This window comes from Proteus sp. CD3 (genome assembly GCF_008808075.1).
Classification (GTDB): domain Bacteria; phylum Pseudomonadota; class Gammaproteobacteria; order Enterobacterales; family Enterobacteriaceae; genus Proteus; species Proteus appendicitidis.
On the sequence record NZ_CP019686.1, the window covers coordinates 3,770,239 to 3,796,649 of the forward strand.

The following is a 26,411-nucleotide window of genomic DNA, read 5'->3' on the forward strand; positions in this document are numbered from 1 at the left end:
ATAAGTTACTTTCTTTATCAATTAAATAGGTAAAACAATGCATATAATGCTTTTTAGAAAGCGGAAAATTGTTTCAATCTTCGTTTCTCTATCGCTATTTTCTCCTTGTTTTTATCTGCAAGCCAAAGAAGATAAAACCGATCTTGGTCATATTCAGGTTTCAGATAATAAAGAAAAAGATAAACAAGGTTATGCTCAAGTTTATGAGAAAGATGTCTCTAATGTTTATTTAGGTAAAGAGCTATTAGAGCGTTATCAGGGGGTATCACCAGCGGACTTACTAAAAAGTGCGATTGGTGTTTATAGTGGTGAAGCACGTAATGGTGGAGCGCTTGATCCGAATATTCGCGGTGTTCAAGGGCAAGGACGAATTCCTGTTACTGTGGATGGAACAGAGCAGGCAATTACCGTTTACCGTGGTTACAGTGGGGCATCTAATCGTAACTATATTGATTCTAATTTGATTAGTAGTATCTATATTGAAAAAGGTCCTTCATTAACCCCAGATATGAAAACCGGTATCGGTGGCGGTATTGCAGTAAAAACTTTAGATATTCGAGATATTGTGCCTATTGGTGACTCTTTTGGAATTAACTTTAAAGGGGATATTAGTAATAACTCTACACGATATAAAGAAGTTTATTTAGATATGCTAGGAGATTACCGCAGTTATTCTCACTTTTATCATGAGGGAATAAAAATAATTGATCCAGCTTTAGAAATTACACCTCAAAAAAATAAAGATTGGAGTTTTCATGATCATTCATTTCGTTTAGGTGTTGGGTTTGAAAAAGAAAAGTTTAATTTATTATTTGCCTATGCATTGCGAGAAAAAGGAAATTACTTAGCGGGCAAAAAAAATACAAAAGCTTATCTAGAAACAGATAATATGAAATCCATTCATTCGAATGATTATAAGGTAAGATTAACACCTTATGTCCCTTTTATTGCCCATATTTATCGTCCCGGTAATGAAGTACCTAATACCTCTAGTCGTAATCGTTCTTTTTTAGTTAAAGGGACATTATTCCCCGAATCAGCACACCGTTTTTCCATTAATTACCGATACACTGACTTACTGTTTGGCGATATTATGCCATTACGATTAGAGTGGGCGCGTTACGAAAAAAACTTAGTGACTCAATGGCCATTAGCAACGATTAATCAACAGGCGGGAATATTAACTTATCAGTGGAAGCCAGAAGATAAGAAAACTGATTTATTGTTACGGTTATGGGGTAATTTAACCTCAGGTCATACCAATACTCGTGGTGGTGAGCCAAGAAGACCTATGCAGGTTGATTATAGCAACAGATTTTTTGATGCATCACAATGGGATTTAAAAACAAATACTCATTTTATTGATACCGCTTCTCTTTACCAAAAAAATAATCGTTATGGTATTGATTTATCTTCAATATTTAAATTATCACCCCAATTTTCTATTTCATTTTCTAGTAATTATCAATTTGAAAAATTAAATAGCGATGAAATTGATGTACCTGAGGGGCTTGATTTTGTTACCGCTGGACGTGGAGGGCAACGCCATGAAGTCAATTTAGCCCTTTCCACTGATTGGAAACCGCTTTCTTGGTTAGCCATTACTGCCGGTGGCAAATATCATTATTATCATTTAACAGATACTTTTTTAAATAATAAACGACGTAATAAAGTAGAAGGTTATGAAAAATCCTATTCAATAAGAGGACATATTATTCCTTATAGACGTACATTAACTGCGGAGGAGTATTTATTATATAGAGCAATTCACTGGATTGATGTGGAGACGTTACCTGAAGAATTAAAAAAAAATAGAAATAAACCAGAATTCTTTGAAAAAATACAAAATATTTTGCGGTCTACATTTGTTTATCCGGAATATGAAAATTTATCACCAGAAATAAGAGAAAAGATTATTAATAATCATTATGTTATGAAAGTGGTGTTAGAGATGATGACTGATGATTATATGCGTGATGAGCAAGGTAATGTCCAAAGAAAATCATTAAATGTTATACCTATGAAAACAGAATATACTGCCTTGATTTATAATGAACATGGAGAGTTACTCAAAAGTAAAAATATCCTATTAAATGGCTATCTTGATAGAAATGAAAAAGTGCCTGATCCAATTACAGGTAAATTAGTTAATAAATATGAAATGGGCGTGACAAATCCAATCCCTATTTATTTAGAAGATGATCAAGATGTCTTTGCACCAGAGCCAAGTTATCAACATGGTGCATTTTCACCCTTGGTTTCTGCAACGGTGTATGCCAACGATATATTGCGTTTTTATGGACGCTATACTGAGCAACTGCGTTTACCTAATTTATTTGAAGATACTAGCGGATTTTCAGGCTCTAAAGCCCGCTATTATGGTTTTAAATTAAAACCAGAACGAGCCAAAAGTACAGAGTTTGGTGTTGTGTTTGATTTTACCGATTGGCTTAATATAGAGCGCCATGCTGATATTAAAATAAATTATTTTCATACCAATATTGAAAATGTGTTTGATAGAGATAGTTCTTGGCAAATAAGGCAATTTGAGAAACAGATATTAGAAGGGCTGGAAGTTCAAGCACGTTTTGATAACGGTTTTATCTTTATGGATACCGCTCTCGTTTATAGTCATAAAAATAAAGTATGTGATAAAAATGCCTTTAATATTTTAGACCCATCAGGATTTTTTCACATAAAACAGTGTATGACGGGGGGCTACCCTGGTGGTTTTTTACGTACCTCTATTCAGCCTAAATATTCAGTTAATTTACATTTAGGTACTCGTTGGTTAGATAATAAATTAGAAATAGGTAGCCGTTGGCTCTATTCATCAGAAGTAGAAAATAAAGATGAAAAATGGTTAAAGGAAAAACTCCCTGATTTAATGTATGGAAGAAATAATAACCCGATGCGTTGGGCAAAAGTCTTTACCGTTGATGCCTATATTAACTATCAATATAGCCCTAATTTATCTTTTGAAATAACGGGCAGTAATTTATTAAACGAATATTACATTGATCCATTAACGCGATCAGGTATGCCCGCACCGGGAAGAACGTTCCGATTAGGTGTTACTGCACAATTTTAATTAAAAGAGAGTAAGGAGCTTTTATTTATGTTGGCACTTTCTGTCAGGCATCCGCTTAATATTTATTATTGGCTAATAGGGATATCGCTAGTTTATATCACCATATTAAGTTGGGTGTTACGTTCACTTTCTATGACAGAAAGTGCGCACCATATTCATCAGCAACAAGAAAATACATTATCCGTTTACCAAGTGGTATTTTCACCTCCCCAACAATCGACAGTCGTACCAGAGGCTTTAGTGGAAACGGAACCTCAAGAAACGCCCGTTGTTTTACCAAGTGCCGAAAAAGGAGAGTTTGTTGAAGCACCCAAGAAAATACCTGAAAAACCTATACCCATAAAACCAATCACACCAGTGAAAAAGCCAGTGGCGCAAGAAAAAGTAGAGCCGTTAAAACAGGCTGATTTAGAAAGCCAAATAGCGCAAATGACATCCGAAGCATCGGCAGAAAGCTTAACGCAACATACTGCAAGCTCGTTAGCAGGAAGAAGTCATGCATTAAGTGAAAATGGAATAGGGCAAGGTGAATCGGATAATCACTATATTAGTTCACTGCGTCGAGAAATAGAACGTCATAAACGTTATCCTTCACAAGCACGTCGTATGCAACATGAAGGTCAGGTAGTGGTGAGTTTTTCACTAACATCAGAGGGTGCGGTTTCAAGGATTGAGATAGAAAGTACTTCTGGTATTTCTTCTCTTGATAATGCGGCTATTGCTGCGGTTAAACGCGTAAAACCCATCGGCCCTAAACCCGAAAGCTTATTAAATCCTTTAGTTGTTTCATTGGATTTTCAATTAAATTAATAGGATAGATAAAACACCTAAAGCACAATGGCAATTTAGGTGTTTTTATCAGAGTTAATTATTAGAACAGCACCGTCATATCGGCTAATACTGTATTGGGATTAGAAAAGTGCAAATGAAAATAGAGATTTGATTCATTTTCACGGGGAAATAAATATTCTAGTTCAAGCTGATAGGTACGAAAATAAGCTTTATTTCTTGTAATTGGATGATTAAGTAAAGGTGTTATTTTATAAACGATATTGTTCTGATTTAGGCCAAGAGAAAAGGTATTTGAAGCAATTAAAGCACCGCTAATGGCATCACCGGTTCTCACTGAAATTAAAAGCGTTTGTTCGCTTTCAGCAGCGCACTGTAATAACACCTTCATTTTTTGTGTATTATCTGTTTTTCCAATCGTTTCTTCTGATGGTAAGCAAAAATAGGCTTCTTTATTTAGCAAAATACAGTTTTTACCCACCAACATATCACTATAACCAAATAGAGCTTTACTTAATTGCGTATCAAACCCATGATTTAAATCCAATTCATAGCTTTTTTGTGGTATCGGTAAGTGGTTTTTAGTTTCTAGCGTAAGAGAAGCATAACCGTCATAAAAACGGAATATAGGCGCAGATTCTATTAGCCGAGAGTCTGATTTAGCATTGCATTGTTCATCATTATGGTTGCTTAAATAAAGATTTATACCATTAAAACAGTAACCGGGAATATTCATATAGTATTTATAATATCGATTACCTGCTCCAATGATAAAATGACCATTATTCACATCATCAAGTACCATATAGTCTAATTTACCCTCAAGGGCATTAGAAATATAACGTACAGAAGGGAAAATTTGATCAGGTGATAAATATGACTTACTACTATCTGGCGTAAAAAAGATTTCTGTTTTTAATTCATCATTTCTATCACCAGTTACACCATAACAACCTTCATATTGATAACTATCTTTTACTTTTTCAATACTTAAGTAATTGTGTTTAATACGAATAATGGTATTAGCATGAGAATAAGCTTCCATACTTTGCAACATAGATGTTCTATGTAAAATATCTTTGCCAATAGCGAAATAGGTATCGTAATAATTCAGATTGGGATAGTGACTATAATCATTCCCATAAAGCTCTAAACTATTCCAATGAAATAATGGTGTATTAAATTCAATTTCAAAACTGTGTTTGACCCAAGATTGATAATAAGAAAGGCCAGAGGTATAAAGACCTGATAAAAAAGTATTACATTTATTATAGTCATCTTGAAATACATTAGCCGTTTGTTTATAAATTGCAGAATGAATAGCCGTATTGAATTTATCGATACTGTCTCTTAGGTTTTTTAAATTACTTTTAAAGTAGTCGTCTTCCAATTCAAGTTTATCTCTATTCGTTAAGATATCGCAATGTGCCGCAACAAAAAGGGCGCAACAGTGACAATAAAAAGGTAATCCCGCTGATTGCGCTAAATTTAATACTAAGGGTTGTTGAGAAACGATGATATAAATAACAGCATCAAAATGGTTGAGTACTTGTTCCCGTAAATCTTTTTTTTGTTGAGTCGAATAATTCATTGTGGGATCAAGATAACGAGCAAATGAATCAGAAAATAACTGATAAACGTTAGATATTACCTCTGTGGTGAATTTGATTGTCTCAACGTTATTCTCAGCGATTTTATTATCAATAATATGAGAGATATGTTCGATAATTTGCTTAGCTGATGATTCATTTTTCATATTTTTGCTCATTAGACCAAAGAGTGCAGCGGTGATTTTTGATAAAACACCACCGGCAACAGGCACTAAACTAATCATATGCCCAATCACAGTTTGGCCTACAACCATTGGAGCATTTAACGGATCTTGCTCATTAAATCTATCAACAATCGTTGGCAATGTATTATCGTTGCGATTTATCATATCTAGCATGCCATTTTTGAGATCTTGATAATTAATACTGATTAATGGTGTGGTTGCTGGTAATGATGATGGGCTAATTAGTATTTTTAACGGATTAAAATGCATAATGAAGCTCCTTATTTAAAAATTAATTCCATTTTTCACGGTGTAATAATTGAATGTTGTCCCTTATTTTTTTTATCGTTGATCCCCAACGGGATTGATCATCATTAGGATCATTATTATCTATGTTTAGTCTCCAAGGCTGAGGATCGGACATCACGATAATATTGTAGTTTGTTGGTTGTGTTGAACTCATCTTTATTTCCTTTCTTGTGTTGTTGTCCTCTCCTTTTTGCATCAAATTTTATATATTAACAATTTCATTTATTATCATGGGGTTATGATAAATTAAACGTATTTCATTTAGCAGGTATGATTAGGTTCTTAACTCTCATTTCATTAAGGTATGACGATGTTTAGAAAGAGAGAGATAAAATTTATTATCTGCCTTAATCCGTGTTTTTTAATTTGGTGATAACACTATATAAAGTGTTTTTTGTGCGCTCATTCTCATTTTTCCTATCACAACCCCACAAATCCATGTTGTTAATGATATTGATTATGATTAACATTAATAATTACGTTTATTATTTAAAGTAAAGATTATTTACTTGGAAAGTGGTCATGTTTAAATCCGTTGTCTCTATTGCCTGTCTTTTTCTTTTTTCTTTTATTGTTAATACAGCAAATGCTTTTGATGTTGGCGCTGATAGCCAATCTTGGCCTCGTACTTTTACGAGTGTTGATGGCACTAAAACCGAAATTAAAGCAAAACCACAACGTATTTTATCTGCATCGGTTTCTATCACCGGAACGCTTCTTGCAATGCAAGCTCCTGTGGTTGCAAGTTCAACTGCAGCCAATGGTCTGTTTTTTGCCCAATGGGATAAAGTAGCAAAAGAGAGAAATGTTGAAAAACTGTGGTCTGCGGGCAGTGTTTCATTAGAGATGGCTTATCTTTATGCACCTGATTTAATCGTTGTTTCTGTAAATGGGGGAGATACGGTTTATCCTCAAGTTGAGCAATTTAAACAAATCGCGCCTACCATTGTTTTAGATTACGGCAAACAGAGTTGGGAAAGCCTGGCTTTACAATTAGCACAAGCCACTGGACAAGAAAAAGAGACAGATACACTATTACAGCGTTTTGCAAATATAGTAAAAGAGGGGAAAGACGCGCTACAACTACCAGAAGGTCAGGTCAATATTATCTCTTATTTTGGTGCCGGTACTGTTAACCCTGTTTCGCTAACCACCAGCCCTCACGCCGTATTATTACAACAACTCGGTTTTACCATTGAAAGCGCAGATCTCGCTTGGCAACCGAAAGATAAACCTGTTTCAGATTTTGTGTGGGCTCAATATGAGCATTTAACACAACTCACCGCACCCACAACGTTTCTATTAAGTGGAACCGCTAAAGAAGTCGATGTATTTATGGCTGATCCTATTCTTGCCAATTTACCTTCTATAAAAAATAAGCAGGTTTATGGTTTAGGCGCAAATTCATTTCGTATTGATTATTACAGCGCGCAAGAAATTATCAATGAGATGGTCGCGCGTTTTAGTAAACATAAGCAATAACGTATGTTTACTTCTCACCACAACATAAAATGGGGAATAAGAGGCGCTATTTTCCTCTTGTTCTCTTTTGCACTATTAAGCTTATTTGTAGGCAGCCGACATGTTTCTATGTACACGACATGGCAGGCTTTTATCGATTTTGATACGACAAATAGTGAGCACTTATTAGTGCGCTATCTACGTTTTCCTCGCACATTATTAGCGATAGTTATTGGCGTCGCATTAGGCGGAGCTGGAACATTAATGCAAGCTCTGACACGCAACCCACTTGCTGATCCCGGTTTGTTTGGCATTAATGCCGGAGCCATGGTTGCGATTGTCTCTTTAATTGCGCTAACGGGGATCACTGATGTCACTATTTACATGTGGTTTGGTTTATTAGGGGCTTTCTTCGCAGGTATTGGTGTTTATCTTCTTGGTGGGATAAGGCATGGGCTTAATCCTGTAAGAATGGTGCTTGCAGGTGTTGCTCTCTCAGTGGTTTTACTCGCTATCACACAGCTTGTTACGGTAAATAGTGATGAACGTGTTTTCGATCAATTCCGTCATTGGGTTGTGGGTTCATTACAAGGACGTAGCTTCGATGTGTTGTATCCAATTACTGTATTGGTGGTGATTGGAAGTGTGATTGCTTATTCACTTACTCGTTCATTAGATATCGTGACTTTAGGTGATGATATTAGCCATGCGTTGGGAGCTAATCAAAAACGAGTTTGGTTGTTATCAGCTTTTGCCATCGTACTTCTTGCAGGAAGTGCAACTGCAGCGGTTGGTCCTATTAGCTTTTTAGGATTAACCGCTCCTCATTTTGCTCGTCGTTTAGTCGGCGCTGAATATCGACGTATCTTACCGATGTCGATGTTGATTGGTGCATTAGTGATGTTAGTCGCAGACTGCTTAGGGCGGTTAATCGGTACACCAGGGGAAATTAGCGTCGGTATTATGATCTCACTGATTGGTGGACCTTTCTTTATCTATCTTGTTAAACGTTGGCGGATCATTACATTATGAAACCTAAAAATAATGAGATTATCTGCCAATTGGGTACATGGTCTTGGATCTTATCTCTAAAAGATATCATCATCGCCTTTATTTTGTTTTTATTGATGATTTCTCTCGCTTTTTTAGCCTTAACAACAGGTAAGTTTCCCATCGAATTTTCTACATTGATAGATATTGTTGTTGGGCAATCAGAAGGTGGCATCAAAGAGAAAATCGTAATGGATATTCGCTTACCTCGTCTACTTACCGCAATGGGCGTTGGGGCTGCATTAGGTATTTCAGGCGCTATTTTCCAGTCGATTTCTCGTAATGTTTTGGGTTCACCGGATGTTATTGGTTTTACAACAGGTGCAGCAACGGGGGCATTACTTCAAATCATTATTTTTAATGGCACGGTTGTGGATATCGCTATTTCTACGTTAATAGGTGGTATGGCAACAGCGCTAATTGTTTATCTGCTGTCATTAAAAAATGGTGTTATGTCTGGTTACACCATGATTTTAGTCGGTATTGGCATCGGTGCCATTTTACATGCCTTTAATGGTTTATTGTTGGTAAAGGGCAATATTGATAATGCTATTATGGCTAATCTCTGGCTTGCAGGTTCGCTAAATGCGCGTACTTGGCAACACGTTTATCCTACTTTTATTGGTTTACTGATCCTTGTTCCACTTATCATTTTTTATGCTAAGTCATTAACGTTAATGGAAATGGGAGATGACATGGCACAGCAATTGGGTGTCCATGTGGGTAGAGTAAGATGGGTGATGATTTTTAGTGCCGTATTACTTGCCTCATTAGCAACAGCCAGCGCTGGGCCAATTGCCTTTGTTGCACTCGCTGCACCTCAATTAGTGATCAGATTAAGCCAGTCAGGAAAACTACCCATTGTAGGCTCTGCGTTAATGGGATCACTCCTTTTACTTTCTGCTGATGTGTTATCACAAAACCTACCCATCAATATTACGATGCCTGTTGGTTTAATGACGGGGGTTATTGGTGGGCTTTATTTGCTGTGGTTACTGACAAGAAAACAGAGAACTTAAAATAATAATAAAGGAAGTAAATATTTACTAACTTAAGGATGAGTCATGGGATGGTCGCCAAAAAGACTAATTAAACATTTGGGATGTAATGAGGGTATTTTATAAATCGTCTAATGGCATGCTCTATGGCATGAAAGGTATAGACTTATGTCTACAGTTCTTACTCTACACGCTAAAAAAGCGACAATAACAACACTTGTGCAAACAGCTTTGTTAGGCACTTTATGTATTGTCGTTCCTAATGTAAATGCACAAGAAATAGAAAAAACATCAACGTCACAAGATAACAAAAAACACGATGAAAAAGTGGATGTATTAATTGTGACGGGTGAAAAACTGAATAAATCTATCTATGACACAGGCTCCAGTGTCACAGTCTATGATGCGAAAAAAATAGAAGCTATACCCAATGCAGATGTGAACACATTACTACAAATGACTCCTAATATTGTTGATAACGGGAATAGTAATGCGTTACCTGCCATTCGTGGTGTTGATGGTTCAGGACCTGCCCAAGGTGCCATTGCTTTTTTAGGTGGTACACGCCCGAGAGTTAACTTCTCTGTTGATGGTCGCTCATTTACCTATAACGAATTTGGCTATGGCGCTCAATCATTATGGGATGTAAATACGGTTGAAATTTTCCGTGATCCACAAAGTTATGTTCAAGGTCGTAATGCTATTGCGGGCGCGATTTTGGTTAAAACCCAAGATCCAACATTCTATTGGGAAAATGCAGTAAAACTGGGTGCGGGTCAGCAAGATTTTCGTGAATATGCGGTGATGACGTCAGGTCCACTGATTGAAGATAAATTAGCATTTCGTTTTACCGCAGAAAGACAAGAGCGTGAAAGCTTTGTGCATATGGATAAATACTCGCCAACGGGTGATCCGCGCGATATCCATTCCAATACATTTCGTGGAAAACTGCTTTATGACTCTTTAGATAATCCTGATTTTAAAGCCAAGCTAACCGTTAGCCATCTTGATAGTCGATCACCGCAAAATGAGGCCAATATGGCGAGCAATTTAGCGCCAAATGCACCCTCACGTTTTCGCCCTGTGATTAAACGTAAAACAACGAGTGGTATTTTAAATACAACATGGGAAGCCAATAATAATTTAAGTGTAGAAAATACACTGATTTATACCGATTTCTCAACGCGTCGCTTAACTGAAGCACAAAGCCCTCGTGCAGATATCGATGCGAAAGAGTTTGAGTTTGAGCCAATGTTACGCTTTAAAACAGACAGTGAAGCATTAAGTGGGATTTTTGGTCTGCGTTATTTCCATGCTAAACAAGATGAGTTTGTGAATATCTTTGGTGGTAGTTACTTTGACGATAAAACAGAAACGGCTTCGGCTTATGGTTCATTAACTTATGCGTTATTCCCTGAAATTGATGTCACCTTATCAGGGCGTTTTGAACGAGAGCACCACACGCGTAATGGGGGAAGTAAAGCCGTTGCTATCGATTTTGATGAAACCTATAACACGTTTCTCCCTAAAGCGGATATCGCATGGAAACCCGCTGTGAATCAAACTGTCGGTTTTGCTGTTGGTCGAGGTTATAACGGTGGTGGTGCGGGTGTGACTATTGGTCAGCCGATTGTCACTTATGTGTATTCACCTGAGTATGTGTGGAATTATAGTCTCTATACACGTAATAACCTGTTGGATAACAAGTTAAGTGTGATGACGAATTTGTTTTACAACGACTACAAGGATATGCAACTGCCTTTCTATTTAGGGCCAAATTCTTCCACTATTCGTAATGCGAAAAAAGTTGAAACTTACGGTGCCGAATTAACAATTGCTTATCAACCAATAGACTCTCTTGAGTTAAATACAGGTGTTGGTTTATTAAAAACTAAAATCAAAGACTTTGGCAACAGTGGTATTGAAGGAAAAGAGTTAGCCCGAGCGCCAAGTTATACGGCGAATGTTGGTGCTAAATATCAATTAACACAGGCTATGGATATTAGCGGTAATGTTCAATTTTCGGGGGATTACTTCTCGAATGCGAATAATGCAGATAGTGGCAAAGTAGATAGTTTCTGGTTAGCTAATTTACAGCTTGGCTATAACTTTACATGGGGTAGAACAACGTTATTTGCCCAGAACTTATTTGATTCAGATAAGCGAATTCTTATTCCTGATAATAATAAAGATACCGCTATTTACCAGCGTCCTCGCATGATTGGTGCTTCAGTAGAAGTTCGTTTCTAAATATAAATCACAGCAAAGGGTGATGTTTATTTATCACCCTTATTTTGCTTAATGTGATCATTCAATAAAAAGACAATGTTATGCACAATAGCCGATTACAGACACATTCTTTACAGTTGGGATATCAACAGACAACGATTTGCCACGATATTTCGCTTTCTATTCCTGATAAAAAAGTTACCGTCATTATTGGTCCCAATGGTTGTGGTAAATCAACGCTATTGCGTAGCTTGTGTTGTTTATTAAAACCATTATCAGGTCATGTTTCATTAGATGATCGGCCTTTAACGACATTGCCAACCAAAAAACTGGCTCGCCAAATCGCGTTATTACCACAAACGATGCAAGCGCCTTCTGGGATCAGCGTGGCTAATTTAGTGGCAAGAGGACGCTTCCCACATCAAAGTTTTATGCACCAATGGAGCCGAGAAGATAAGTTAGCCGTAGAAACAGCAATGAAAGAGACAGGGATTGTCGAATTTGCAGATAAAACGGTAGATTCGCTATCTGGCGGTCAACGGCAACGTGTTTGGGTCGCGATGATATTAGCGCAACAAACAGAAATTTTACTGTTAGATGAGCCAACAACGTATTTGGATATTGCTTATCAAATTGAATTACTCAATATATTTCGAAAGCTCAATCAGCAACAAGGGAGTACTGTCGTTGCCGTTTTACATGATTTAAACCAAGCGTGTCGCTATGCAGATAATTTGGTCGTGATGGTGAAAGGAAAAATCATTGCGCAAGGGGAGCCAAAATCTATTATCAATCAAGCGTTAATTAAACAAGTTTTTGATTTGGAATGCCAAATTATTCCTGATCCTGTTGTGGGAACACCAATGATTGTACCTTGCTAACGATATTGCTAACTACGCTACTGACTGCGTTGCTGAGAAACAAAAAGCGGCTTTAGCATGACTAAATACCGCTTTTAGATTTAGGTTAGCATAAATCAATTACGCTGTTTTCGGCCATTTATTGGCAACCCAAAGCCCACTCATTTTCATCGAATAACCAAATAAAACGCCAACGATTAATGAAGGAATGGTTTGAAAGAGATCCCCTTGAGCAGCAAATATTGTGCATGCACCAATAAAGGTGCCGGGAATATAAGCAAGTAGCGTACTTTTGGCTTGAATACACATAACAAAGGCAATAACACCCGTGACAGCATAGCCAAAAATAGAAATATCACTAAAGACTTGGCTACCATAAATAATCGCCAATGCCCAAATTACGCCACTCATTATGGTCGCCATAGTAACGGCTAATCCTTTAATACCCTCTTTAGGATAAGCAAAATAGGCGGTACAACCTAAAAAGCCAGCCCAGCTTAATAAGTCAAATTGATTAGCAACAAATGCCCAAATGGCAGAAAGAATACCTGTTGTCAGCGCAGTAAAATAAAGCGTTCTCACGATAGACTCTTAAATACAAGGGGGATATTTACCCAGTTAACTAAAGGCGAAGTTTAGCATTGTCATTAGTTGATTTACTATATTTAGATCATTAAAAAGCATAATTAAGATGCGTATTTATGCGATATTTAATATCTCTTTTTATTAGAAAAAATAAAAACAGAAAGTAAACGTTTGCGTTGTCGAAATAGTTAATTAATTTGCAGGTGAATAAAAGGTAATTAAAGAAAAATATTAATTATCTTTTATTCTTTAAGTTAATTAAGAAGTTTAAATTAACTGGTTACTATGAATTGGCTATTTAAGTTTTGATTCTATTTTAATTAACCATTCGTTAAATAAAGGACAACGCTGGCGCATTTTTTCTATACCTATTCGTTTAGCTATAGCTATGCCATCAATCGTTTTTTTAAATTCGCCAGATGTTTTTAGCTTATTTAGCCTTTTTGATGGTGCAGTTTCTCGACTATTATTAATTTTTTCAGGCTCTTCATTTTCAGTGATGATATCGTTAATTATATTAACATTGACATTAAGTTCATCTGCGAGAATTTCTTCATCGCTAAATAAAAGAGATTCAAATTCATGCATAGCGATGTAAGGAATAAACCTATTTTCGGCTTGATAAGTACCATAGTTTTGTACTATTTGCTCTAATGTTGCATCATTCAATAATCGAGCAATTTCAGTATGTGTTTGTGTCGTGATAATGTGCAAATTAGGCCATTCTTTTAAGCCATAATAATCAAAAAATTGAGTCACAATAGTGTTTGGACGCTGTTTTAGAAATAATCCAATATCTTTTTCAGCACGACTAAATTTGACATCACCCCCTTTTTGGCCGGGCTTAGATATCTGTGTTGCAGTCATAAAAATATTCTGAGGAGCGAGATAGGGAGTTAAAACTCTTTCTATAAATATTTGCTCCGTTCTTCCTTCAACAATCGCAATGACTTCTATGTAATTATTCATTTACTGGGCCTCCAGTAATGATATTTTTATTCCATAATTCACCGACTGAATAGTTTTCTAGCCATGTTTGATAATCTTTCTCTTTCAATCGTTCAAATGTTGATGCACCTTCTTTTCTATTTACAACAATAATATTTTCGATTGAAAAATAATTAATTAACTCAGGGGATTGAGTCGCAACAACAACTTGAGTGCGCTCAGAAGCAGCTTTGATTAATTCAGCTAATATAGCTATTGCCGCAGGGTGTAATCCTAATTCTGGTTCATCGATAATAATGGTTGCAGGTGGATTGGGTTGTAGTAAGGCTGTTGCGAGGCAAATAAAGCGAATTGAACCATCTGATAGGTGATAAGGTTGCATTGGATAATCAGACCCTTTTTGTAACCAAGTCAGGTTTACAACCTCTTTTTCTCCCCGTGTAAAAGGCTCAAGCAGAAACTCATCAAAAAAAGGAGTTACTAATTTAATAGCGTTAACAATATCTTTATATTCATTTTGATAGTCATTTTTAAGTTTTAATAAAAATGAACCAATATTAGAAGCATTCCATCTTAGTACTTTATTATCTTGGATAATTTCTTCACCGCGCATAGGCGCAGTAGAACTGGTATCGTGAAAGTGGTAGATCTTCCAAGATGTAATGGCATCATAAACGGGTTTTGAGTATTTCGCGTCGGTCATTTTATTAGTGACTTCAGAGACCATTTTAGAGACACCTATGGAACTATCCCCTAATTCCCACCAACCACTACCTCGATAATATCTTGCTTCATCTTCAATCGCGGCATCATTACTTGGCGTAGCAACTAAATTAAAGCGAAAGCCTCTAATATCAAATTGAGTGGAAAACTCAATTTTTTTAGTCGTTTTAGGGCCACAAAAAAGTAAATCGTTAGCACCTCCACTATCACGTACAAAACGATTTAAATTGCCATCAATAAGTGCACGGAGTAGCTGAAAAAAAGCGATAAAATTACTTTTTCCTGCGCCATTAGCTCCAACAATGATGTTAAGTTTGGTGAGTTCAAAATTTTCTAAATTTTGAATAGATTTGAAGCCCTTAATGGTGACTTTATTTAAAGAGTTACTCATAACTTTGCTCTCTCAAGTTTAGATAATATGCTTTTCTATTACTGTGCGCCATTTACCACTCCTCTTTCCATTCACTTTTACGTGCTAAACTATTTTTAGCATCTTTAGGATGAATTTCCATCTCTAAATTCAGTGCAGAGAGTAGCTTGAAAAAGGTTTCGAGTTTGGTGGAATTAGGGTTAAGTTCAAAATTGGAGACGGTGTCTTGTCGAATTCCTACTTTTTGGGCGACTTTACCTTGAGAAAGCTTTTTTGTTAATCGTACATCTTTTAGATGCACGCTGAGCTGATAGGCGTTAATTATGATCATTATGTTCTACCGGTTATAGGCGTTAATGTCTAATATACCGGTTATAGCGTGTAGTTCAAGACTTAATGGCTATAGCGTGTAGATTTGATTTTACCTGCTATAACCGTTAAAAGCATGTTTACACGGTATAGCAGGTAAATATGAGTGATTACTTCCCAATACAGAAACTAGAGAAAATACGACCTAATAAGTCATCAGAGGTAAATTCGCCTGTGATTTCGCTTAATGCTTGCTGAGCCAGTCTTAATTCTTCTGCCAATAACTCGCCTGATTTTGCATAAACCAGTTGCTCATGGCCTTGTTGTAAGTGCTCTGCTGCAGTATTTAAGGCTTGTAGATGGCGACGACGCGCTAAGAAACCACCTTCTGTATTACTATTAAAGCCCATGGCTTCTTTTAGGTGATCGCGCAGCAATTCAATACCCATTCCATCGCGTGCGGATAAGCGGATCATCGGGTAATTACCTTGTGCCGTGATCTCGACATTTTCCCCTGTTAAATCTGATTTGTTACGAATAACAGTAACAGGCAAGGTATTTGGCAAACGAGCCATAAATTCAGGCCAGATATCTTCGGGTGTTGTGGCATCGGTTGTGGTGCTATCAACCATAAATAGCACTCTGTCTGCTTGCTCAATCTCTTTCCAAGCCCGCTCAATACCAATACGTTCAACTTCATCACTGGCTTCACGTAAGCCTGCTGTATCGATAATATGCAAAGGCATACCATCAATATGAATATGTTCACGTAATACATCACGCGTTGTGCCGGCAATATCGGTAACAATCGCTGCTTCTCGGCCTGCTAATGCATTCAATAAGCTTGATTTACCCGCATTAGGGCGACCCGCGATAACCACTTTCATCCCTTCACGTAATAGGCTACCTTGGCGAGCTTGAGCACGAACATCATCTAATTCAGCAATAACAGCGTTAAGTTTTCCTTCAATGATCCCGTCAGAAAGAAAATCAATCTCTTCATCAGGGAAATCAATGGCAGCTTCAACATAGATACGCAAGTGAGTTAATGACTCTACCATTTCGTTAATATGAGAGGAAAATGCACCTTGTAATGAATTAATCGCTGAACGTGCCGCTTGTTCTGAGCTGGCATCAATTAAATCGGCAATGGCTTCGGCTTGTGCTAAGTCGAGTTTGTCGTTTAAGAATGCGCGTTCAGAAAATTCACCAGGGTTAGCAATACGCACACCGGGAATTTGTAAGATACGTTTTAGTAATAAATCCAGAATAACGGGGCCGCCATGACCTTGTAGTTCTAGAACATCTTCGCCTGTAAATGAGTTCGGATTTGGGAAGAAAAGGGCGATACCCTGATCAAGCACTGAGTTATCATCATTGCGAAATGGCAGATAATCGGCATAACGAGGTTTAGGTAATTTACCTAAGACAGTTTGTGCCACAAGTGCTGCTTTAGGGCCAGAAACGCGCAGGATACCAACACCGCCTCTTCCCGGAGGTGTGGCCTGAGCGACGATAGTATCAGTGCTATGCATGGTGTACTCGCTTAATCAGAATCATCATATCAATATAAAAAACAGAAGGCGGTCATTGTAGACCGCCTTCGCTATTTTATGTCACTTTCCTTTGAATGTAACCAAGGAAGAGGTTTTTCCTCATGTGACCTTATTTTTTGTCTCTGCTGTGTAAGCCACGTTTTTCCAGACCGCGGTAAATTAACTGCTGCTGGATAATGGTCACTAAGTTACTGACGATATAGTACAGAACCAGACCTGATGGGAACCACAGGAAGAATACGGTAAATACAACCGGCATAAAGGTCATGATTTTTTGTTGCATCGGGTCAGTCACTGCTGTAGGAGACAGTTTCTGAATGACGAACATTGTCACACCCATTAATAATGGCAGAATGTAGTACGGATCTTGCGCAGATAAGTCTTGGATCCATAACATAAATGGCGCATGACGTAATTCAACAGAACCCATTAGCATGTAATACAATGCAAGGAAGATTGGCATCTGGATAATTAGTGGTAAACAACCACCCAGAGGATTCACTTTCTCTTGTTTGTATAACGCCATCATTTCTTGGCTCATACGTTGTTTGTCATCACCAATACGTTCACGCAGTGCAGCCAGTTTTGGTTGCAGTAAACGCATTTTTGCCATGGAGGTGTACTGCGCTTTAGTCAGCGGGTACATGATACCACGAACGATAAAGGTGATCATGATGATGGAGAAGCCCCAGTTACCGATAAAGCTGTGAAGGAATTTCAACAGTTTAAACAGTGGCTGAGAGATAAACCATAACCAACCGTAGTCTACAGATAGGTCTAAATGTGGCGCAATAGCTGACATTTCTGACTGAATTTCAGGACCAACCCATAATGTTGAGCTGATATCAGCACTACTATTTGGTGCAATTGTCACCGGCGCTGATTTATAACCAATCAGAGCAATAGATTTGTTTTCTAAAGTGATAGAGTAGAAGTTATTGTTCTGACTCTCTTTAGAAGGAACCCATGCTGTTGCAAAGTACTGTTGTAACATTGCAACCCAACCATTATTGGTGGTTAGAGATAAGTTTTTATCTTCGATATCACCAAAGCTGTATTTTTTATAGTTGGTTTCATCTGATGAGTATGCCGCACCACGATAAGTGTGTAGCGCAAAGTTGCTGCTACCTGTATCACGGCTTTCTGGCAATTTAACAGATTGTTTTAACTGACCGTAGAAGTTCATGGTCAATGTTTTATCTGTTGTATTCTCAATTTTGTAATCAATACCGATATCGTACTGACCTTTCTTCAGAATGAAGGTTTTGACGAATTTTACGCCTTCTTCATTTACGAAAGTCATAGGTACACGTAATTCATCTTGGTTTTCACCAAGTACAAATTCGTTTTTATCAGCACTATAAACTGGGCGAGATTTCTGATCTGGACCATCAGGGCCGATTAAGCCACTTTGAGCCTGATACAGGAATTGTGGTGTAGTTTCCAGTAAACGGAAAGGTGTTGTCGAATTAAGCTCGGCGGGATAGGCTAACAAATCAGCCTCATCGATAGTACCGCCCTGAGTATTGATGCGAAGATCAAGTACGTCAGTTTTTACGGTAATCAATTTTGCCTGCTCATTGCTGTTACCAGTTACAGCAAGACTATCACTGCTTGGCACGTCCGCTTGTTGCGAGACCTGTGCGGTAGTGGTGGTGTTTTGTGAAACTTTATCACCCTCCCACTGCTGCCAGATCAGGAAAGAAACGAACAGCAAAGCGATGAATAGAAGATTGCGTTGCGAATCCATCGTTAATTTTCTCTGTTATCGTCGTTTTTTCTAGGTGGGACAGGATCATCACCACCTTCGTGTAAAGGGTGGCATTTTAATATGCGTTTCACTGTTAACCAACTACCTTTTATCATTCCAAACCTGCGCAATGCCTCAATTCCGTAATTAGAGCACGTAGGATTAAAACGACAACGAGGCCCCAACAGAGGACTAATCCCCAGTTGATAGCCCCTAATCAGCAAGATCAGGACTTTTGAGCCAAGCGACAATGACGACGCCATAATTTACCCAACACTTCCGTCAATTGATGGTTATCAAGTTCAGCAACCCCTTTTCTTACTAATAGCACAAAATCCATCGGCGGTAATTCGTGCTGATGTAAACGAAAGTATTCACGGGCTAATCGTTTAATACGATTGCGCTCATGAGCACGTTTAACGTTTTTCTTTGCGATTGTTAGACCGATGCGGGGATGCCCCAGCTCATTCTGGCGACCCAAAATAGTAACTTCTGGAGAACTCGCACGTTGTGGTTGCTGGAAAACAAAATTGAAATGCTTGGGAGTTAACAAACGTAACTCCCTTGGAAAAGCGAGCTTAACCACGGAATGGTTAGCTTTTATTATTTCGAAGAAACGGTCAGACGAGCGCGGCCTTTCGCACGACGGCGAGCCAGAACCTGACGACCATTTTTAGTGGCCATACGAGCGCGGAAGCCGTGGTTACGGTTGCGCTTCAGTACAGACGGTTGAAAAGTGCGTTTCATGGCGATTTCTACCTACTTAATATAATTACTGATTCAGCAAATGCGTTGACAGACAGGCGTGCAATAAATAAACAAACCAGTACTTCAATCGCAGCATCAATGATGGAAAGATGCGGGATTGTAATAAAATCACTCAAATGCGTCAATGAAGATGACGCTTTAAGTACCGATTTTTGTCGTCTTTTTTAGCAAACCCGATAATCAATCCTGACTTATGCGCAACGAGTACGCTTATTAGCGACCTAAAAAAGGTCTTAATAAGTGACTTTGTTGGTACAAGCACGCAGGGTGCAAGATTATACGGACTCATGGTGAAAGCGCAAGGATCTTTAGTGGATCAAATGAGAGATATTTGATCGCTTTCTATAAGAAAGGGATATTTATGTGAAGAGAAAGTTATCCCCAATTGCTATTTATAGGGCGACTCAAGTACACTAGAACGCCTTTGCATATTTCATTTGGTGAATTATCGTAAATCAGCAAGCCTGTGGATAAAAACCATAAAAACTGTGCAAAAGAAAGAGGATCTTCGTTTCATTTTGCGATATGATCCCCCGTCACGATCAGAATAGCCAGTCTGCGATCGTGAGTCACGATGTAAAAAAATCGTTGTCACCAAGAGTTGTTCCTTATTAAGAATTGAAGAGGAACGGTGTTGTGCACTTTGTATTTAGGCGCACAGTGTTTAACTGCATTGTTTGATTGCATTGTTTAACTACATTGTTTAACTGCATTTTTCCTGTTTATTTTTTAGTCTTGTTTTTTAGGGGAGTCCGCCGTGTCACTTTCGCTTTGGCAGCATTGTCTTGCCCGATTGCAGGATGAGTTACCTGCCACTGAATTTAGTATGTGGATACGTCCCTTGCAGGCAGAACTAAGCGATAATACGCTGGCGCTGTATGCACCTAATCGTTTTGTCTTAGATTGGGTAAGAGAAAAATACATTAATAATATCAACGCATTATTAGTGGATTTTTGTGGCTCTGAAGTCCCTTCTTTACGTTTTGAAGTGGGTAATAAACCGGCATCAGCACGTACTACGGAAAGTATTCCTAAAGCTGTTGTACATCCAACAGTAAATACAGCTCCTCCCCATAGTCAGCCTGTTCGCCCTAGTTGGGATAATCAACCCGCGTCTCAGCTGCCTGAACTCAATTATCGTTCTAACGTTAACCCTAAACATAAGTTTGATAACTTCGTTGAAGGTAAATCAAACCAGTTAGCAAGAGCAGCGGCAAGGCAAGTTGCTGATAACCCAGGTGGAGCTTATAACCCACTCTTTTTATATGGTGGAACAGGGCTTGGTAAAACGCACTTGTTACATGCGGTGGGTAACAGCATTATGGAACGTAAAGCGAATGCAAAAGTCGTGTATATGCATTCTGAACGTTTCGTACAAGATATGGTAAAAGCATTACAAAATAATGCGATAGAAGACTTTAAACGCTATTACCGTTCAGTGGATGCACTATTAATTGATGATATTCAATTTTTTGCCAATAAAGAGCGTTCACAAGAAGAATTTTTTCATACCTTTAACGCATTGTTAGAGGGTAATCAGCAAATTATTTTAACGTCAGACCGTTATCCTAAAGAGATAAATGGTGTTGAAGACAGATTAAAATCACGCTTTGGTTGGGGATTAACGGTTGCTATTGAGCCACCTGAACTTGAAACCCGAGTGGCGATTTTGATGAAAAAAGCGGACGAAAACCAAATTCAGTTACCCGACGAAGTGGCCTTTTTTATTGCTAAAAGACTTCGTTCTAACGTCCGTGAGCTTGAAGGTGCATTAAACCGAGTGATTGCTAACGCAAACTTTACAGGTCGCGCGATTACTATTGACTTTGTACGTGAAGCATTACGTGATCTGCTTGCCTTGCAGGAAAAATTAGTCACTATCGATAATATTCAAAAAACAGTTGCTGAATATTATAAAATTAAAGTCGCTGATTTGCTGTCAAAGCGGAGATCCCGATCGGTTGCCCGTCCGAGGCAAATGGCAATGGCGCTGGCGAAGGAATTAACAAACCACAGCTTGCCTGAAATCGGGGATGCCTTTGGTGGTCGTGATCATACAACAGTCCTTCATGCATGCCGAAAAATAGAGCAATTGCGTGAAGAAAGTCATGACATCAAAGAAGATTTTTCTAACTTAATCAGAACATTATCATCCTAGCGCTATGAAATTTATCATTGAACGTGAACAGCTTCTTAAGCCGCTACAACAAGTAAGTGGCCCTTTAGGTGGTCGTCCAACATTACCTATTTTAGGTAACTTATTGCTTAAGGTAACTGAAAATACCTTATCGCTAACTGGCACTGACCTTGAAATGGAGATGGTGGCAAGAGTTAATCTTAGCCTATCTCATGAAATTGGCGCCACAACTGTTCCTGCGCGTAAGTTTTTTGATATTTGGCGTGGGCTACCAGAAGGTGCTGAAATTAGTGTAGAGCTTGATGGTGATCGCCTATTAGTGCGTTCAGGTCGTAGTCGCTTCTCCTTATCAACATTACCTGCATCTGATTTTCCTAATTTAGATGACTGGCAAAGTGAGGTTGAATTTACTTTGCCTCAAGCAACATTAAAACGTCTAATTGAGTCCACTCAATTTTCAATGGCGCATCAAGATGTGCGTTATTACCTCAACGGTATGTTGTTTGAAACTGAAAATACAGAGTTACGCACAGTTGCAACAGATGGACACCGTTTAGCGGTATGTTCAATGGATATTGGACAATCTTTACCGGGGCATTCTGTTATTGTTCCTCGTAAAGGTGTCATTGAATTAATGCGTTTACTTGATGGCGCGGGTGAAAGTTCACTGCAGCTGCAAATCGGTAGTAATAATATTCGTGCGCATGTAGGTGATTTTATTTTCACCTCGAAGTTGGTTGATGGTCGTTTCCCTGACTATCGTCGAGTATTACCGAAAAACCCAACGAAAACTGTAACTGCGGGCTGTGATATTCTTAAACAGGCATTTTCTCGTGCTGCCATTTTATCCAATGAAAAATTCCGTGGTGTGCGTATAAACCTTACTAACGGTCAATTGAAAATTACAGCAAACAATCCTGAGCAAGAAGAAGCAGAAGAGATTGTTGATGTTCAATATCAAGGCGAAGACATGGAAATTGGCTTTAATGTCAGTTACCTCCTTGATGTACTTAACACATTGAAATGTGAAGAAGTTAAGCTTCTGCTAACCGATGCGGTTTCAAGTGTTCAAGTGGAGAATATGGCAAGTTCTGCGGCCGCTTATGTTGTTATGCCAATGCGTTTATAATAGTCACTAACATGATTTTATCCCGTTTATTGATCCGTCATTTTAGAAATATTGAACAGGCGGATCTGCCATTAGCGGATGGCTTTAATTTCCTTGTGGGGCCTAACGGGAGTGGCAAAACAAGTATACTTGAAGCGATTTACACATTAGGTCACGGACGCGCATTTCGTAGCTCTCAAGCTAATCGCGTGATCCAGCATGATGAAAATGAATTTATTCTTCATGGGCGCTTAAGTGGGCTAAATGAAGAGAGCCGTGGTTATGCGATTGGATTAAGTAAAGATCGCGAAGGCAATAGTACAGTTCGTATTGATGGCAGCGATGGTCATAAAATTGCAGAGTTAGCAAAATTGTTACCCATGCAATTAATAACACCTGAAGGCTTTACGCTACTGAATGGTGGACCTAAATATCGTCGCGCTTTTATTGATTGGGGTTGTTTTCATAATGAACCTCGATTTTTTGCTGCATGGTCAGATTTAAAACGTGTATTAAAACAACGTAATGCAGCACTGAGGCAAGCAACGTCTTATCGACAACTGATGCCTTGGGATAAAGAACTTATCTTACTAACAGAACAGATAAGTGAATGGCGAGCTAAATATACCGAAGATATCGCTAAAGATATTGAAGAAACGTGTCGTCTGTTTTTGCCTGAGTTTTCGTTGAAAGTCAGCTTCCAACGGGGATGGGATAAAGAAACAGATTACGGTGAGTTGCTAGCACGTCAATTTGAACGTGATAAAATGTTAGCGTATACCTCACTTGGCGCTCATAAAGCGGATTTACGTATTAGAGCAAACGGCACGCCAGTAGAAGATATGTTGTCACGAGGCCAGCTCAAGTTGTTGATGTGTGCTTTGAGGCTGGCACAAGGTGAATATTTCACTCGTAAGAATGGGCAAAGATGCCTGTATCTGCTCGATGATTTTGCTTCCGAATTAGATGCAAGTCGGCGCCAGTTGTTAGCCGAGCGTCTAAAGTCTACGCAAGCTCAAGTGTTTGTCAGTGCGATAACACAAGGGCAAGTGAAAGATATGCTAGATGTAAATAGCAGGCTATTTAGCGTAGAACGTGGCAAAATAGAGGTTAAACCATAGGAATAAAGCGAGAAACGTTGATGTCGAATACATATGACTCCTCAAGTATCAAAGTATTAAAAGGGCTGGATGCGGTGCGTAAGCGCCCGGGGATGTATATCGGGGATACAGATGATGGAACCGGTCTGCATCACATGGTCTTCGAGGTGGTCGACAACGCAATCGACGAAGCCCTCGCGGGTTTCTGTGATGAGATAATTGTCACTATCCATTCAGATAACTCCGTCTCTGTTCGAGATGATGGTCGTGGAATTCCAACCGGCATTCACCCAGAAGAGGGTGTCTCAGCAGCAGAGGTTATTATGACCGTTCTGCATGCGGGGGGTAAATTCGATGATAACTCCTATAAAGTCTCTGGTGGGCTTCATGGTGTAGGGGTTTCTGTTGTTAATGCGTTGTCTGAAAAACTTGAACTGACAATCCATCGTGATGGAAATATCCATCAACAAATTTATCGTCATGGTGTGCCTGATGATCGCTTAAAAGTGATTGGCGATACTGAAAAATCAGGGACATTTGTACGCTTCTGGCCAAGTCTTGAAACCTTTAAAGGCGAGACTGAATTCCAGTATGAGATCCTAGCAAAACGTCTTCGTGAGTTGTCATTCTTAAACTCAGGTGTTTCTATCCGTTTAATTGATAAACGTGATAACCGTGAAGATCATTTCCACTATGAAGGCGGTATTAAAGCATTTGTTGAATACTTAAGCCGTAATAAAACACCAATTCACCAAAATGTATTCTATTTCTCAACTGAAAAAGATGGCATTGGTGTGGAAGTGGCAATGCTGTGGAATGATGGTTTCCAAGAGAACGTTTATTGCTTTACCAACAATATTCCACAACGTGATGGTGGTACTCACTTAGTTGGTTTCCGTACTGCAATGACACGTACATTAAACAACTATATGGATAAAGAAGGATTTAATAAGAAATCGAAAATCAGTGCAACGGGTGATGACGCTCGTGAAGGCTTGATTGCGGTTATCTCTGTTAAAGTTCCTGATCCTAAATTCTCATCACAAACAAAAGATAAACTGGTTTCTTCAGAAGTGAAAACAGCGGTAGAAACGCTGATGAATGAGAAGCTGGTGGAATATCTGTTAGAAAATCCAAATGACGCGAAAATCGTTGTTGGTAAAATCATTGATGCTGCTCGTGCGCGTGAAGCTGCACGTAAAGCGCGTGAAATGACACGTCGTAAAGGCGCATTAGATTTAGGTGGCTTACCGGGTAAATTAGCGGACTGTTCCGAACGTGATCCTGCTTTCTCTGAACTGTATTTAGTGGAAGGGGACTCTGCGGGTGGCTCTGCAAAACAAGGGCGTAACCGTAAAACACAGGCTATTCTTCCGTTAAAAGGTAAGATCCTCAACGTTGAAAAAGCGCGCTTTGATAAAATGCTGGCTTCTCAAGAAGTCGCAACGTTAATCACTGCATTAGGTTGTGGTATCGGTCGTGATGAATATAACCCAGACAAACTGCGTTATCACAGCATTATCATCATGACGGATGCGGACGTCGATGGTTCTCACATTCGTACTCTGCTACTGACTTTCTTCTATCGTCAAATGCCAGAAATTATCGAACGTGGTCATATCTTTATTGCTCAGCCACCACTTTACAAAGTGAAGAAAGGTAAACAAGAGCAATACATTAAAGATGACGACGCAATGGACGAGTATCTGATGTCGATCGCTCTTGATGGCGCAGCACTTTATGTGAGTGAACACGCACCAGCAATGCACGGTGAGCAACTTGAAAAACTGGTTGTTGATTACCATGCAGCGCACAAGATTATTCGTCGTATGGAGCGTATCTATCCACTTAGCATGTTAAGCAGCTTGGTGTATCACTCAACGCTGACAGAAGATGCGTTATCTGATAAAGCTAAAGTCGAAGAGTGGATGAGTGGCTTGGTTAATCGCTTAAATGAAGCGGAAGATCAAGGCAGTACTTATAGCTACACTATTGCTCAAAACGATGAAAACCGCCTGTTCGAACCTGTATTACGTATTCGTACTTATGGCGTGGATACAGACTACAAATTGGATTATGACTTTATCCACAGTAGCGAATATCAACGTATTACGCATTTAGGTGACATTATCGGTAACCTAATTGAAGAGGGTGCGTTTATTGAGCGTGGTGAGCGTCGTCAGCCAATTTCAAGTTTTGAAGAAGCTCTTGAGTGGTTAACAAAAGAATCACGTCGTGGTCTTGCGGTACAGCGTTATAAAGGTCTTGGTGAAATGAACCCAGAACAATTATGGGAAACCACTATGAACCCAGATACACGTCGTATGATGCAAGTCACTGTGAAAGATGCGATTGCAACTGATGAATTGTTCACCACCTTAATGGGTGATGCGGTTGAACCTCGTCGTGCCTTTATCGAAGAGAATGCGCTGAAAGCGGCAAATATTGATATCTAGTTTTAGATTCGATGAGATAAAAAAAGCGGAGCTGTAAAAA

General features: G+C 38.7%; 22 protein-coding genes. 11 read left to right on the forward strand and 11 right to left on the reverse strand.

Annotated elements, in window-relative coordinates; translation table 11 throughout:
- Nucleotides 1-37 precede the first annotated feature (37 nt).
- A complete protein-coding gene (locus tag BTA34_RS16790; RefSeq protein WP_151436522.1) occupies nt 38-3,091 on the forward strand; it encodes a TonB-dependent receptor domain-containing protein in 3,054 nt (1,017 codons plus the stop codon).
- Between the two features lie 27 nt (nt 3,092-3,118).
- Nucleotides 3,119-3,901, forward strand: a complete 783-nt coding sequence (locus BTA34_RS16795; protein WP_151436523.1) for an energy transducer TonB — start codon at nt 3,119-3,121, stop codon at nt 3,899-3,901.
- A gap of 61 nt (nt 3,902-3,962) precedes the next feature.
- Here BTA34_RS16795 and BTA34_RS16800 read toward each other — a convergent pair whose 3' ends face one another.
- Together BTA34_RS16800 and BTA34_RS16805 are read right to left on the reverse strand one after the other, a co-directional pair.
- Nucleotides 3,963-5,924 (reverse strand): insecticidal delta-endotoxin Cry8Ea1 family protein, encoded by a 1,962-nt coding sequence (locus tag BTA34_RS16800; RefSeq protein ID WP_151436524.1) that lies wholly within the window; start codon nt 5,922-5,924, stop codon nt 3,963-3,965.
- A gap of 22 nt (nt 5,925-5,946) precedes the next feature.
- The gene (locus tag BTA34_RS16805) at nt 5,947-6,117 is read right to left on the reverse strand and encodes a hypothetical protein (protein ID WP_265576122.1); all 171 of its coding nucleotides are present in this window, start codon (nt 6,115-6,117) and stop codon (nt 5,947-5,949) included.
- Between the two features lie 368 nt (nt 6,118-6,485).
- Here BTA34_RS16805 and fepB point away from each other — a divergent pair, with 368 nt between their 5' ends.
- The 5 genes from fepB (at nt 6,486) to BTA34_RS16830 (ending at nt 12,582) form a co-directional block, all read left to right on the forward strand.
- Nucleotides 6,486-7,445 (forward strand): Fe2+-enterobactin ABC transporter substrate-binding protein, encoded by a 960-nt coding sequence (gene fepB / locus BTA34_RS16810; protein ID WP_151436525.1) that lies wholly within the window; start codon nt 6,486-6,488, stop codon nt 7,443-7,445.
- A 3-nt stretch (nt 7,446-7,448) separates the two neighbouring features.
- Nucleotides 7,449-8,456 (forward strand): FecCD family ABC transporter permease, encoded by a 1,008-nt coding sequence (locus tag BTA34_RS16815; protein WP_151436526.1) that lies wholly within the window; start codon nt 7,449-7,451, stop codon nt 8,454-8,456.
- Complete coding sequence (locus tag BTA34_RS16820; protein WP_151436527.1) at nt 8,453-9,493, forward strand: FecCD family ABC transporter permease; 1,041 nt, start codon at nt 8,453-8,455, stop codon at nt 9,491-9,493. Before BTA34_RS16815 ends, BTA34_RS16820 begins: the two co-directional genes overlap by 4 nt.
- Before the next feature lie 147 nt (nt 9,494-9,640).
- Nucleotides 9,641-11,722, forward strand: coding sequence for a TonB-dependent receptor (locus tag BTA34_RS16825; protein WP_151436528.1), 2,082 nt, complete (start codon nt 9,641-9,643; stop codon nt 11,720-11,722).
- 80 nt (nt 11,723-11,802) lie between these two features.
- On the forward strand, nt 11,803-12,582 hold the full coding sequence (locus tag BTA34_RS16830) for an ABC transporter ATP-binding protein (RefSeq protein ID WP_151436529.1): 780 nt from the start codon (nt 11,803-11,805) through the stop codon (nt 12,580-12,582).
- Between the two features lie 99 nt (nt 12,583-12,681).
- On the opposite strand, the gene BTA34_RS16835 is transcribed toward BTA34_RS16830, so the two are convergent.
- The 9 genes from BTA34_RS16835 to rpmH all read right to left on the reverse strand — a co-directional run bounded on the left by BTA34_RS16835 (nt 12,682) and on the right by rpmH (nt 19,549).
- Nucleotides 12,682-13,143 carry a DUF1097 domain-containing protein gene (locus BTA34_RS16835; protein ID WP_151436530.1) on the reverse strand — a complete coding sequence of 154 codons (462 nt, stop codon included), beginning with the start codon at nt 13,141-13,143 and terminating at the stop codon, nt 12,682-12,684.
- Nucleotides 13,144-13,440: 297 nt separating this feature from the next.
- Nucleotides 13,441-14,115: a DUF4276 family protein gene (locus tag BTA34_RS16840; protein WP_151436531.1), complete on the reverse strand. Its 675-nt coding sequence runs from the start codon at nt 14,113-14,115 to the stop codon at nt 13,441-13,443.
- A complete protein-coding gene (locus BTA34_RS16845; protein ID WP_151436532.1) occupies nt 14,108-15,208 on the reverse strand; it encodes an AAA family ATPase in 1,101 nt (366 codons plus the stop codon). The genes BTA34_RS16840 and BTA34_RS16845 overlap by 8 nt, the downstream gene beginning before the upstream one ends.
- Nucleotides 15,209-15,260: 52 nt before the next feature.
- On the reverse strand, nt 15,261-15,518 hold the full coding sequence (locus BTA34_RS16850) for a helix-turn-helix domain-containing protein (protein ID WP_151436533.1): 258 nt from the start codon (nt 15,516-15,518) through the stop codon (nt 15,261-15,263).
- 148 nt (nt 15,519-15,666) lie between these two features.
- Nucleotides 15,667-17,031, reverse strand: a complete 1,365-nt coding sequence (gene mnmE / locus BTA34_RS16855) for a tRNA uridine-5-carboxymethylaminomethyl(34) synthesis GTPase MnmE (protein ID WP_023583363.1) — start codon at nt 17,029-17,031, stop codon at nt 15,667-15,669.
- Between the two features lie 130 nt (nt 17,032-17,161).
- Nucleotides 17,162-18,802, reverse strand: coding sequence for a membrane protein insertase YidC (gene yidC, locus BTA34_RS16860; protein WP_151436534.1), 1,641 nt, complete (start codon nt 18,800-18,802; stop codon nt 17,162-17,164).
- Nucleotides 18,803-18,804: 2 nt separating this feature from the next.
- Entirely contained in the window at nt 18,805-19,065 is a 261-nt protein-coding gene (gene yidD / locus BTA34_RS16865; RefSeq protein ID WP_072064717.1) for a membrane protein insertion efficiency factor YidD, read from the reverse strand.
- Entirely contained in the window at nt 19,029-19,388 is a 360-nt protein-coding gene (gene rnpA, locus BTA34_RS16870; RefSeq protein WP_071788569.1) for a ribonuclease P protein component, read from the reverse strand. The genes yidD and rnpA overlap by 37 nt, the downstream gene beginning before the upstream one ends.
- A gap of 17 nt (nt 19,389-19,405) precedes the next feature.
- Entirely contained in the window at nt 19,406-19,549 is a 144-nt protein-coding gene (gene rpmH / locus BTA34_RS16875) for a 50S ribosomal protein L34 (RefSeq protein WP_004246509.1), read from the reverse strand.
- 778 nt (nt 19,550-20,327) lie between these two features.
- On the opposite strand from rpmH, the gene dnaA reads away from it, so the two are divergent.
- The 4 genes from dnaA to gyrB are packed head-to-tail and all read left to right on the forward strand — an operon-like array spanning nt 20,328 to nt 26,371.
- Complete coding sequence (dnaA, locus tag BTA34_RS16880; RefSeq protein WP_151436535.1) at nt 20,328-21,728, forward strand: chromosomal replication initiator protein DnaA; 1,401 nt, start codon at nt 20,328-20,330, stop codon at nt 21,726-21,728.
- 4 nt (nt 21,729-21,732) lie between these two features.
- Nucleotides 21,733-22,836 carry a DNA polymerase III subunit beta gene (gene dnaN, locus BTA34_RS16885; protein ID WP_151436536.1) on the forward strand — a complete coding sequence of 368 codons (1,104 nt, stop codon included), beginning with the start codon at nt 21,733-21,735 and terminating at the stop codon, nt 22,834-22,836.
- Nucleotides 22,837-22,847: 11 nt separating this feature from the next.
- Nucleotides 22,848-23,936, forward strand: coding sequence for a DNA replication/repair protein RecF (gene recF, locus BTA34_RS16890; protein WP_151436537.1), 1,089 nt, complete (start codon nt 22,848-22,850; stop codon nt 23,934-23,936).
- A gap of 20 nt (nt 23,937-23,956) precedes the next feature.
- Complete coding sequence (gene gyrB / locus BTA34_RS16895) at nt 23,957-26,371, forward strand: DNA topoisomerase (ATP-hydrolyzing) subunit B (protein WP_151436538.1); 2,415 nt, start codon at nt 23,957-23,959, stop codon at nt 26,369-26,371.
- The last annotated feature ends 40 nt before the right edge of the window (nt 26,372-26,411 follow it).